The organism is Acinetobacter sp. ANC 3813, assembly GCF_002135435.1.
Taxonomy (GTDB): Bacteria; Pseudomonadota; Gammaproteobacteria; order Pseudomonadales; family Moraxellaceae; genus Acinetobacter.
In genome coordinates, this window is sequence record NZ_NEGK01000016.1 from 48561 (window position 1) to 60382 (window position 11822).

Here is an 11822-nt window from a genome sequence, read left to right on the forward strand (position 1 = left end):
ACAGATAAAAAAATAGAGCGCTATTTTAGGGACTTGGTATTGAATTGTTAAGCGCTATTGAATTGCATTGCAGAATTCCATACAAACATAGGCTGAATGATAAAAACTGGAGCATAAAAGCATGATCATACAGCAGGAAGATGACGGTAAAAAAGGCGCATTTTATATTGAGCAGAATAATGAGCGCGCAGCAGAAATGGCCTACGTGTGGGCGGGTTCTGAAAAATTTATTATCGATCATACCGATGTCAGTGATGTGCTTCGCGGTCAAGGCGTAGGCAGGCATTTGCTGGATGCTGTGGTGCAGTTTGCCAGAGAGCGTCAATTGAAAATTATGCCGCTCTGCCCTTTTGCAAAATCCGTTTTTGATAAAGATCCCTCAATACGCGATGTGTTGGCTTAAAACCAAAAAACCTCCAATCCGTACAGGGGGCGGATTGAAGGTTTTTTGAAAACTTTGTAGGCCAAGCTATGCAAACTCAGCATGAAATGTATTGAACTTAGAAGCGAGAGCGGTAAATAGAAATTGCCAGCAGCAATGCAATGACCAATAAAAACAGGACTGCAACCAGATACATGTCCATAAACACGACCCCAAGGAAAATTAAAAATGAATTATCATGTAGTATTAATGTAGGGTGAATCAGTTCTCTTTTCTATCACTGAAAATAGGTATTTTTAAACTTTTTGGTTTGTAAGTGCCTATTTGGTCAACATAATTTTAATATTGGAACATTCATAGGATTTGGAAAATGCAGCACATTGATAATGGCAGGAATGGCAAATTTTTTATCTTAAATGAGGCGGGTCAGCGTATTGCAGAAATCAGTTATGTCTGGCGCGGTGATAAGACGATTGATGCCAATCATACATGGGTGGATGATTCTCTGCGCGGCCAAGGCACAGCGCGTCAGCTTTTAGATGTTTTGGTGAATTTTGCCCGTGAAAAGCATTTAAAAATTATTCCGAGTTGCTCTTATGTGGCCGTCATGTTTAAGCGAGATCAAAGCTTGGGGGATTTGGCGGCTTAAACTGGGCAGCTTAACTTTTGCTGTGCGTTAAAATCATAAAAAAACCCGCAATCTGCGGGTTTTTTTATCTGTACGCTGCTGTATTAGGCTTTCAGTGCCGCAATCAATTTTTGATGCAGGCCGCCAAAACCGCCATTCGACATAATCACCACGGCATCGCCCTCCCCTGCTTCTGCAGCCACAGTTTGAATGATGTCATCCAATGAGCGCGCGACCACAGCATTGTTTGGCGCAGCATCAATCACAGGCTGCAAGTCCCAGTCCAGCCCTTCTGGCTGGTACCAAATCACTTCATCCGCCAGACGTGCAGAATGCGCCAAACCATCTTTGTGGCTGCCCATTCGCATGGTATTGGAGCGCGGTTCAATGATGGCCCAGAGCTTGCGTTCACCCAAACGCTTGCGCGCGCCTTCCAGTGTGGTGTCAATGGCGGTTGGATGGTGCGCAAAGTCATCATAGACTTCAATGCCGCGAACTGTGCCCAACAGCTCCATACGGCGCTTCACGCCGCCAAAGTTAGACAGCGCTTCACAGGCAGCATCAATGGATACACCGACATGTTCAGCAGCAGCAATCGTCGCTAAAGCATTGGCAACACTATGTTGCCCTGTCATATTCCATTTGACTTCACCTTTCACTGCGCCGTGCTGCAGCACTTTGAAATGGGAACCATCGGCAGACAGCTGTTCGGCATACAGTTCAGATTTGTCATTGGCATCTAAAGATGTACGTACCACAGGTGTCCAGCAGCCCATTTCCAGCACTTCATCAATATTCGTCTCAGTGATAGGTGCAATAATGCGGCCTTCACTTGGAATGGTGCGGACTAAGTGATGGAATTGTTTTTGAATCGCCGCCAAATCATCAAAAATGTCGGCATGGTCAAATTCTAGATTATTTAAAATCGCAGTTTTAGGGTGGTAATGCACAAACTTCGAACGCTTATCAAAGAAGGCGGAATCATATTCATCCGCTTCAACACAGAAGTATTTACCGCCGCCCAAACGCGCGCTTTCACTGAAGCCCAAAGGCACGCCGCCAATGAGGAAACCTGGTTCAAGGCCTGCTTGATCTAAAACCCAAGCCAGCATGGTGGTTGTGGTGGTTTTGCCATGCGTACCCGCCACGCCCAAAACATGTTTGCCTTGCAGTACATGATCTGCCAAAAACTGCGGGCCTGAAATATATGGCAGGCCAACATTGAGCATATATTCAACTGCATCAATGCCGCGCTTCATGGCATTGCCGACAATGACTAAATCAGGATGCGGCTGCAAATGGCTGCGGTCATAGCCCTGCATTAAGGTAATGCCTGCATTTTCCAGCTGGGTCGACATTGGCGGATAAACGTTCTGGTCTGAACCTGTCACTTTATGGCCTAAGTCACGCGCCAGCAGCGCCAAAGAGCCCATAAATGTGCCGCAAATACCCAAAATATGCAGATGCATGTGTTTTAACTCCACTGCTTTTTAGACACATCACTTCATTATTGTGGTGTTGTCGTGATTAATTCGATTTGAAAGTTGATTCGATTTGAGAGCAACGATAGCAAGGGTTTTAGGGAAAAGATAGTGGCTTATTTTAGGCCTTTCTAATCGTTATCCACATTCTGCATTTCAGTTTGAAAAGTCAATTGGGTCATTGCAAATGCATATACACTGTCTGCTTCACCATTTTCTAAATTTTTTAATACTTTATTGATTGGAAATGAAAAATGTGTAAAAGAGTCCTCTTTATCCGTTCCGATCATTAGAAAATGAGAGCCTAGAGATTTTGCTTGATATTGAGCAATTTCAGGATGAAATTTTATAGCTTCATCATATTCAACCCATTTCCAGTCAATTTTTTGATCATTTTTTCTGACAGTTTCACCGACATAAGCTCCAGTTCGTATTGCTAATCGGACAACTTCCACATAGGGTTCTAAATGCAGTTCCTTTTTGTCGGCATGGATTAGAAATGCACAAATAGTATGTAAACTTTGCAGGGAATAGTCCAAATATTGAAGCTTTAAGAACTCTTTATTAAAGGTTGGATTTTTATCATCATGAATCAGTTGTTGGGCAAATTCAGCACAAGCGTCATTTGAATTTTCCATAATTATTTTACCTGCAGAACTATTGCTTATTGATAGGACTAAAAAATCTGAAATAATTAATTTTCTCAGTTCACTATTCTTACTGCATAGCATTCATTCTATTATTATTCTATTTCAGAATCGTTAGATCTAAAAATGGCTTTATCCTTTCCCCTTTTATTGCTGATTATTTCCAACTGTTTCATGACTCTGGCATGGTATGGTCATTTAAAGTTTTTACCTCATGATGCCCCACTGTGGAAAGCGGTTCTATTGAGTTGGGTGATTGCTCTGCTGGAATACAGTTTTATGATTCCAGCCACCCGCATGCTGGCGGCACATGGCTGGACATTGGGCCAGATGAAAATCACGCAGGAGGTTGTCACCCTGCTGGTGTTTGTACCTTTTATGATTTTTCTATTTAAACAGCCATTTAAGCTGGACTATCTTTGGGCAGGACTGTGTCTGTTTGGCTGTGTGTATTTTGTCTTTAGAAGTCAATAATGCATAAAATTTGAGTTGAATTGCGGCAGAAGCGCATCAGCACTGCCATTATGGCTATAAAAGATGGCTTTGCGGTTAATCGTCCGAATTTGCAGCTTATTTTCTGAAAAAAATACAAAAAAAAATCTTCCGAAAATGGCTCTGAACTTTGGGCGGGATGAAAATTCAGTCTATAATACGGGGCTCTTATTAAAGCTTGGCTCTAGTCGAGATTTATCTCTCTTAATTATCTCTGGAAACATTGCAATGAATGCGGCCGCTTCACAAGACACTCCTCTCGTTGGAATTATCATGGGTTCTCAATCTGATTGGGCAACTTTAGAAAACACTGCCAATATGCTGAAACAGCTGGGCGTTCCATTTGAAGCGGAGGTTGTGTCAGCGCACCGTACTCCAGACCGTTTATTTGAATATGCAGAAACTGCGCGTGATCGCGGTATTCAAGTCATTATTGCCGGTGCAGGCGGCGCGGCGCATTTGCCTGGTATGTGCGCTGCCAAAACTGATCTTCCTGTATTGGGTGTTCCAGTAAAATCATCTATTTTGAACGGTGTAGACTCATTGCTGTCTATCGTGCAAATGCCTGCAGGCATTGCAGTGGGCACTTTGGCGATTGGCCCTGCTGGCGCAACCAATGCAGCCATCATGGCGGCGCAAATTTTAGGTTTGACGCGCCCTGACATTGCCAAAAATGTTGCAGAATTCCGCGCTGCGCAAACTGAAAAAGTTGCAGGCAATAATATTCCGGGCCAAGCTTAAAACGGGACACAGATCATGGATAAAACCATCGGTATTTTTGGCGGCGGCCAGCTCGGCCGCATGATGGCGCAAGCAGCGCTGCCGCTGAATATTCAATGTACCTTCTTTGAAGCCAATACAGACTGCCCTTCAGCAGCTTTAGGCCCGGTTTTTTCAACCAAAGCGATTGACGGCCTGCAGCAGTTTATCGACAGCGCAGATGTATTCAGCTTAGAGTTTGAAAATACGCCGCTGGCAGATGTCGATGTTTTAACGAAGAATAAAGACATGCATCCGCCGCGCCAAGCTTTAGCGATTGCGCAGCATCGTTTGTCAGAAAAAGCGTTATTTGATGAATTGGCGATTCCTGTTGCGCCGTATAAAGCCGTGACTTCACTTGAGCAGCTGAAAAGCGCTGCCGCTGAATTAGGCTTGCCTTTAGTGTTGAAAACTGCCCGTGGCGGTTACGATGGCAAAGGTCAATTCGTCTTGCGTTCAGCAGACCAAATTGATCAAGCTTGGGCTGAACTCGGTCCTGCTGGCGAACTGATTGCAGAAAGTTTTGTGACTTTTTCGCGTGAAGTGTCGATTATTGCGGTGCGCGGTCAAAATGGTGATGTGAAAACTTGGCCTTTGGCGGAAAATCATCATCACAACGGCATTTTGTCGCATTCAATTGTACCTGCACCCAACAGTGCAGATTTGCAGCCGGTGGCTCAAGACTACATTACCCGTCTGCTCAATCATTTGAATTATGTCGGCGTATTGACGCTTGAACTGTTTGTCACAGACAAAGGCCTATATGCCAATGAGATGGCGCCGCGCGTACACAACTCTGGCCATTGGTCTATTGAAGGCGCTGTCTGCTCTCAATTTGAAAACCACGTCCGCGCAGTGGCTGGCTTGCCTTTAGGCTCAACAGCTGTAGTGCGTCCAACAGTGATGGTTAATATCATTGGACAGCATCCAAAATCTGGAGATGTGCTGGCTTTAGAAGGCGCTCATCTGCATTTGTACAACAAATCAGAACGTGAAGGCCGTAAGATTGGACACATCACGCTGATGCCGAATGACAGTGCAGAATTAACTACATTGTGCCGTCAATTGGCGAAAATTTTGCCTAATCCATTAGCGCTAAGTGAAGATATGAGCATTTAAACCCTCGTTTGAATGTTAAAAAAGCGGTCATTGTTTTGACCGCTTTTTTTATGCCTGCTGTTCGGGCATCATGTCGCCTCTAAAAAAATAACGCCATTTATCGGTCTAATAAATAGCGATATTGCTTGTTTAGTACACGATTACTTATAGTAAAAAAGAATAAATACACTGTTTGGATAGGTTAAATAAGGCGGAATAGCATTGCTTATTCCCTTCAAATAAGCGTTTTTGATGTCGATGCGCTGTGGATAACATGAGGAGTGCAGGTGTTGGTTTTTGAATTTAAATTTAAAAATAGCGAATGAATTTAAAAAATATAAACGAATTTAAAGTGCGCTTTTGAATTTAAAAGGCAGTTTTAAATTCAAATTAAAGACCTTGGTGCAGATTAAATAGAGTAAATGAATTTAAAAAATGGCTTTTGGTGCGCTGTGCTGTGGGTAAGTGTATTTAAATTTAAAAATCAATTTGAATTTAAATACCTTTAAATGAATTTAAAAGCAGTAATGTGGATAAGTTTTAAATTTAAAAGCAAATAATGAATTTATTGTGAAGAGAAATGAATTCAAATTTACAGATCTGTATCTATTATTTCAGCTTGCTAATGTTATGGTGTTAACAGATTTGAATTTAAAAAATAGAAAGGGTGTTATGCGCCAATTAGCCTTATTTTTGGGTTCTGCTGTTTTTGCTCTGACGCAAGCTCAGGCAGAACTGATTATTAATGGTCAGCCTGCTTCAGGTACGGCAAATACGGCTGTGTCTAATTTTCCTGTGTATTCATCACCAAACAGTTTTCAAAATTGTCTGGCCAATTTGCGCGGACAGGCGATCAGTTCTGGCGTGTCCGCCAGCAGCTATGACAGCTATACACAAAATTTAACTCCAGATTTTTCTGTTATTGAAAAATTAAATTACCAGCCTGAGTTTTCGACTCCCATTTGGGATTATCTATCAGGATTAGTTGATGATCAGCGCGTTGAGCAGGGGCAGCAGCAATTGGCTCAGCATCGTGATGTGCTGAATCGGGTTTCCGCAGCTTACGGCGTTCCGCCAGAAACAGTGGTCGCTGTATGGGGTGTTGAAAGCAATTTTGGCAATATCTCCGGCTCTTATCCTTTATTGCAGTCTTTGGGCACTTTAAGCTGTGAAGGCCGCCGTCAAAGCTATTTCCGCGGTGAGTTATTTGCTGCTATGCGTATTTTACAGCGCGGCGATCTCAATGAATCACAATTGAAGGGTTCATGGGCCGGCGCATTTGGCCATACCCAATTTATGCCATCTACTTATGAAGAGTTGGCTGTAGATTTTGACGGTGACGGCCGCCGTGATTTGGTGTCGAGTACATCTGATGCATTGGCTTCGACGGCAAACTTCCTCAAAAAGCGCGGCTGGCAAACTGGTCAGCCGTGGGGTTTTGAAGTCAAAGCGCCGCAAGGTATTTCAACCAGCGGTGAAGGGCGCCGCAACAAAAAAACGCTGTCTTATTGGGCCAGCCAGGGCTTGAGCCGAGCAGACGGCACGCCGCTCATTCAAGGTGCACTTTCAGAAAGCTCGCAAGCTGGCTTAATGTCGCCCGCAGGCGCCAATGGACCGCTGTTTTTAGTGTTTAAAAATTTTGATGCTATATATAGTTATAACGCTGCCGAAAGTTATGCTCTGGCAATTGCGCATTTATCAGACCGTTTGCAGGGTAAAGGAGCTTTTGCTGCCCCGTGGCCAACGGATGATGCAGGGACGTCGCGCGCAGAGCGCCGTGAAATACAGCAATATTTGCTCAATAAAGGCTATGACATTGGTAATGTGGATGGCTTAATTGGTGATAAAACCCGTCAGGCGATTCGCCAAGAACAAATTAAGTTGGGTTTAAGTCCGACTGGTCGTGCTGGGCAGCTGGTTTTGCGCGCATTCCGCAGTGAAAATGCAAAAAATATGATGCGCTGATTTTAAAGCGCCTTTATAAAAAAGCCTGCAAATGCAGGCTTTTTAATGGCTTAAATATTTAAAATTACATATTTAAACAGCAGTAATGGTGCCAAGCACACGGTAGCCTTCAGCGCCTGTGACGGCAGGTAAATTGCCCGCCAGCTGCTTGATGAAACGCATTGCCAGCCAAGCAAAAGCTGTGGCTTCTACCCAAGTTGGGCTCAGACCTAAATCTGCTGTGCTTTGCACGGTCCATTGATGCTTGCGTAAACGCCAGCGCAGCTGTTCCAGCAAATGTGAATTGTAAGCGCCACCGCCGCATACATAGACTTCACCGGTTGGCATGCCTGAGCGGTAAATGGCTTTTTTAATGGCGCGGGTGGTGAGTTTCATTAACGTGGCTTGAATATTCTCAGGGGTATCTTCCAGCTCGTCATATTCTGAGTCGTTATGCCAATCTGAAATCTGTTCATCCAGCCATTCTAAGTTGAAGTCTTCACGGCCTGTGCTTTTAGGCGGTTCTTTCGAGAAAAACTCATGCGACTGCAGGCGGTCCAGCAGGCTGCGGATTGGGGTGCCGTAAGCAGACCAGTTGCCGTTTTCATCATAGGGCTGGCCGGTATAGCGCTGGCACCACGCGTCCATTAAAATATTGGCAGGGCCAGTATCAAAACCGTATACGCCGTCTGGATTGCCTGCCGGCAACAAGCTGACATTGGCAATGCCGCCCAAATTTAAAATGACGCGGTGAATGCTGTCATGCTGAAAAAGCGCTTGGTGAAATGCCGGAACCAGCGGTGCGCCTTGACCGCCAGCCGCCATATCGCGGCGGCGGAAGTCTGAAATCACTGGAATTTTAGTAATTTCTGCAATTAGATTCGGATCGCCAATTTGCAGGGTAAAACCATGTTCAGGACGGTGGCGAATCGTCTGTCCATGTGAACCAATGGCTTTAATTTGACTGCGGTCTAAATGATGCTCTTCAATCAGGCGGTTAATCCCTTCACCGATCATTTTCGCCAGAGCCACATCGGCTTGGCCCATCCGGTCAATTTCATTATCGGCAGGCAAAGTCAGCGCCATCAGTTCAGCGCGCAGATCGGGATCAAATTCGAGAGTGAGTGTGGCATGAAGCTGCAAAGGATCAAAGGAAGCAGCGGCAATATCGACACCGTCCATGCTGGTGCCGGTCATCACTCCAATGTAGATCTCGGTCATGATTATTCTTAAGCCTGCAATGTGCTGAAAAAGTGTTAGTATATCGCACAAATTGAACAACTGATGTATTTGGGTTTTGTGATGTCAAATTTCCTGCCTGCCGAAGAACAGCTTGCCCTCATTCAACGAGGCACTCATGAAATTATTTCTGAAGAAGATCTTCTGAAGAAATTAAAAGAAAACCGCCCTCTGAAAATCAAGGCAGGTTTTGATCCTACAGCGCCTGATTTGCACTTAGGCCACACGGTTCTTATTAATAAACTGAAAGTTTTTCAAGATTTAGGCCATGAAGTTTATTTCTTGATTGGCGACTATACGGCCATGATCGGTGATCCGACAGGTAAAAGCGCAACGCGTCCGCCATTGTCGCGTGAAAAAGTTTTAGAAAATGCTAAAACCTATCAAGAACAAGTATTTAAAATTTTAGATCCTGCAAAAACCAAAGTGGTTTTCAACTCAGAATGGTTCGCAGAAAAATCTGCGGCAGATTTAATTCAATTGGCTTCACAGCAAACTGTAGCGCGCATGCTGGAGCGTGATGACTTTACAAAACGCTATAACAGCCATCAGCCGATTGCGATTCATGAATTTTTGTACCCATTGGTGCAAGGTTATGACTCGGTTGCTTTAAATGCGGATGTGGAGCTTGGCGGTACAGACCAAACCTTTAACTTGCTGATGGGCCGTACGCTGCAAAGCCGTTATGATCAAGAATCTCAAGTGTGCATTACTGTGCCAATTCTTGAAGGTTTAGACGGTGTAAACAAAATGTCTAAATCTTTAGGCAATTACATCGCGGTATTTGATGCGCCAGGCGCGATGTACCAAAAAGTGCTGTCTATGCCGGATGCGTTGATTGAGCGCTATTTTGACTTGCTGAGCTTTAAGTCAGTTGAAGAAATTGAAGTCTTGCTGAAAGAAGTTGCGGAAGGCCGCAATCCGCAGGAAGTGAAAAAGATTCTGGCGCTCGAGCTGGTTGAACGTTTCCATGGTGCGGAAGCTGCTGCGCACGCACATAAAGGTGCAGGCAACTTAATTACGGAAGGTGAGCTGCCTGAAGGCACGCCTGAAATTACTGTTTCCCGTGCAGAATTTGGCGGCGAAGTCTTTATTGCTTCTATTTTACGTGCTGCTGGTTTGGTAAAAAATGCAGCGCAGGCTAAAGATGCAGTTGCACGCGGCGCAGTGAAGATTGATTGGGAACCGGTGGATGCTGGTTTCTCTGTGGCTGAAAATAAAACTTTAATTGTTCAGGCAAGTAAAAAGGCAATTGCAAAAGTCATTTTTGTTGATTAATCAATTTACAGTAGATATTTAAGTTATTGATAAAAAAGCAGGCTTCGGCCTGCTTTTTTATTTGATTTGTTATATTTGTAAATCAAATAAGCAATCTAAAAAAAACTAAATAAAAACAACAATTAAATTTTGCCAAACATATTGCATTTTATGCTGCTTGTGTATAGGATTTATCCATCTAGAAAATTTGTGTAAAAGCAGATCTAGAGGGTAGAAATAAGAACAAGACTCCACAAGTTTTTTAGTCTCTTCCCCAAGGGACTCTTTTTCTAGCTTTTCAAGAATAATTATAATAACAGCGATGGATCGACTAAAGATTCAACTCCGAGGAAGAGATTTTGGGAGAGATCTCTTCCTTTTTTATTGCCTAAAAGTCCATATGCCCAAGAAAAACAAGCTTATTTAGCTGTGAATTGAATAAAACTGAGTTTTGGCAGCATGCGTTTCACTATTGTTCCAACCAGCAGCGCAGTAATAATAGTGCCTTCACGTACGCCAACAACTTCTCCAAGCGCCAGCAGTGCAGCAATAACTGCAATACTCACAAGTGTAATATCACCATAAGTCTTGCAGCTGCCAAAATCGATGCCAAAGCGTTGTGAAATCGCAGCGTATAAGCCTTCACCCGCTAAAAAAACTAAACTGGCTTTAATAATAAAGCACACGCCTAAGGCGGTAATAAAGCAGCTGAATAGGCAGGTAAAGAGTTGCAGCGCGTAATGCTGGATGCTTAAGCCTTGTGTAAGCCACATCAGGCTGTCGATGAGCAGGCCGAAAATAATGCCAACGGGCAGTTGCAGCCACTGATGCCATTGAAACCTTTTACCTAATAACAGCATTTGCAGCACAATCATTAAGATATGCATGAAAACAGTGAGTGTTCCGATCGACATATTAAAAATAAAGCTGAATGCATAGGGTACAGATGAAATAGGCGAAGTGCCTAAATTGGAATGGATAGACAGCACCACACCTAAAGCAAGTAAAGCTAAGCCGAGAATCAGCAAAATGAACCGGGGAATGAAATGCACTGGCATATTGGAAAAATTATTTAAAGAATCATGGTCAGTCTAAGATAAAAGCCAAGATGGCTCTATGCCCCAAAAGCATAGAAAACCGCAGTTATATGGGGAGTGATCGTTATTGATGATCATGAAAGGTGTTGTAGAGCCATATAAACTCCAAATGTTATCTTGAATCAGACATTGGATTTGGAGAGTGGGAGAAGATGCTGATATGAGTGCTGTATATGAATAAAGAGAAGTTGTTGCATTAGTAATTTTGTTTTTAGAGGCATAGCACGATGAAAAGCCATTTTTATAGGAAAACGACCGTGTTCTAAAGTTTTTTAAGCTTATTGAATAAAAAAAGATGCCAAAAATAGGTTTTGCTGCTGATGAATTGGAAAGATGCGCTGTTTTTATTTTGAAAATACAATTTTGACTGGGAAAAAATTGCACCATGTGCCAAACAATTAAAAAATAATTTCGCGATTTTTCAATTTTTTTAATAAAAACGGTTAAAAAATAGATAAAAAAGCAAGTTTTTTGCATAAATTGTAGAAAAAAAAGACACACGTGAAATATATCGTTAATTAGCCCTTGCAAAGATATAGAAATGGTCTAGAATGCACCCCATACCGACGAGATAGACGGAAACGAACGAAGCGCGAAGCGCTGAGTTGTTGAGTATATCGAAGTCCAGCCCTTAATACTGACGAGGTATTAAGAAGATCATTAAGAGATTATGAAGAACAACTTGTGTGGATTTTTACTGGTTGATCGATCGAAATTATTTTCATTGATTGATGGTAGAAATTACTCGAAGTTTATTTGAGAAATATTTGTCAGAAAATTGATGAGCCAAGATTGGTG

General features: G+C 43.0%; 11 protein-coding genes. 7 read left to right on the plus strand and 4 right to left on the minus strand.

From position 1 onward, the window contains the following. Positions 1 to 121 precede the first annotated feature (121 nt). Together B9T34_RS17800 and B9T34_RS17805 are read left to right on the plus strand one after the other, a co-directional pair. Positions 122 to 403: a GNAT family N-acetyltransferase gene (locus tag B9T34_RS17800; RefSeq protein WP_086214466.1), complete on the plus strand. Its 282-nt coding sequence runs from the start codon at positions 122 to 124 to the stop codon at positions 401 to 403. Positions 404 to 734: 331 nt separating this feature from the next. After that, complete coding sequence (locus B9T34_RS17805) at positions 735 to 1031, plus strand: GNAT family N-acetyltransferase (protein ID WP_416202726.1); 297 nt, start codon at positions 735 to 737, stop codon at positions 1029 to 1031. 83 nt (positions 1032 to 1114) lie between these two features. Here B9T34_RS17805 and mpl read toward each other — a convergent pair whose 3' ends face one another. Next, complete coding sequence (mpl, locus tag B9T34_RS17810) at positions 1115 to 2479, minus strand: UDP-N-acetylmuramate:L-alanyl-gamma-D-glutamyl-meso-diaminopimelate ligase (protein ID WP_086214468.1); 1365 nt, start codon at positions 2477 to 2479, stop codon at positions 1115 to 1117. 143 nt (positions 2480 to 2622) lie between these two features. Beyond that, on the minus strand, positions 2623 to 3129 hold the full coding sequence (locus B9T34_RS17815; protein WP_086214469.1) for a hypothetical protein: 507 nt from the start codon (positions 3127 to 3129) through the stop codon (positions 2623 to 2625). A 135-nt stretch (positions 3130 to 3264) separates the two neighbouring features. Here B9T34_RS17815 and B9T34_RS17820 point away from each other — a divergent pair, with 135 nt between their 5' ends. The 4 genes from B9T34_RS17820 to B9T34_RS17835 all read left to right on the plus strand — a co-directional run bounded on the left by B9T34_RS17820 (position 3265) and on the right by B9T34_RS17835 (position 7452). After that, positions 3265 to 3612, plus strand: a complete 348-nt coding sequence (locus B9T34_RS17820) for a DMT family protein (protein ID WP_086214470.1) — start codon at positions 3265 to 3267, stop codon at positions 3610 to 3612. Positions 3613 to 3858: 246 nt separating this feature from the next. Next, positions 3859 to 4371 (plus strand): 5-(carboxyamino)imidazole ribonucleotide mutase, encoded by a 513-nt coding sequence (gene purE, locus B9T34_RS17825; RefSeq protein WP_086214477.1) that lies wholly within the window; start codon positions 3859 to 3861, stop codon positions 4369 to 4371. A gap of 15 nt (positions 4372 to 4386) precedes the next feature. Further along, positions 4387 to 5508 carry a 5-(carboxyamino)imidazole ribonucleotide synthase gene (locus B9T34_RS17830; RefSeq protein WP_086214471.1) on the plus strand — a complete coding sequence of 374 codons (1122 nt, stop codon included), beginning with the start codon at positions 4387 to 4389 and terminating at the stop codon, positions 5506 to 5508. 651 nt (positions 5509 to 6159) lie between these two features. Then, positions 6160 to 7452 (plus strand): lytic murein transglycosylase, encoded by a 1293-nt coding sequence (locus tag B9T34_RS17835; RefSeq protein ID WP_086214478.1) that lies wholly within the window; start codon positions 6160 to 6162, stop codon positions 7450 to 7452. A gap of 72 nt (positions 7453 to 7524) precedes the next feature. On the opposite strand, the gene B9T34_RS17840 is transcribed toward B9T34_RS17835, so the two are convergent. After that, positions 7525 to 8652, minus strand: coding sequence for an anhydro-N-acetylmuramic acid kinase (locus B9T34_RS17840; protein WP_086214472.1), 1128 nt, complete (start codon positions 8650 to 8652; stop codon positions 7525 to 7527). Between the two features lie 63 nt (positions 8653 to 8715). On the opposite strand from B9T34_RS17840, the gene tyrS reads away from it, so the two are divergent. Further along, a complete protein-coding gene (gene tyrS / locus B9T34_RS17845) occupies positions 8716 to 9948 on the plus strand; it encodes a tyrosine--tRNA ligase (protein ID WP_086214473.1) in 1233 nt (410 codons plus the stop codon). 398 nt (positions 9949 to 10346) lie between these two features. On the opposite strand, the gene B9T34_RS17850 is transcribed toward tyrS, so the two are convergent. Continuing rightward, a complete protein-coding gene (locus tag B9T34_RS17850) occupies positions 10347 to 10985 on the minus strand; it encodes a YczE/YyaS/YitT family protein (protein WP_086214474.1) in 639 nt (212 codons plus the stop codon). Positions 10986 to 11822: the final 837 nt, after the last annotated feature.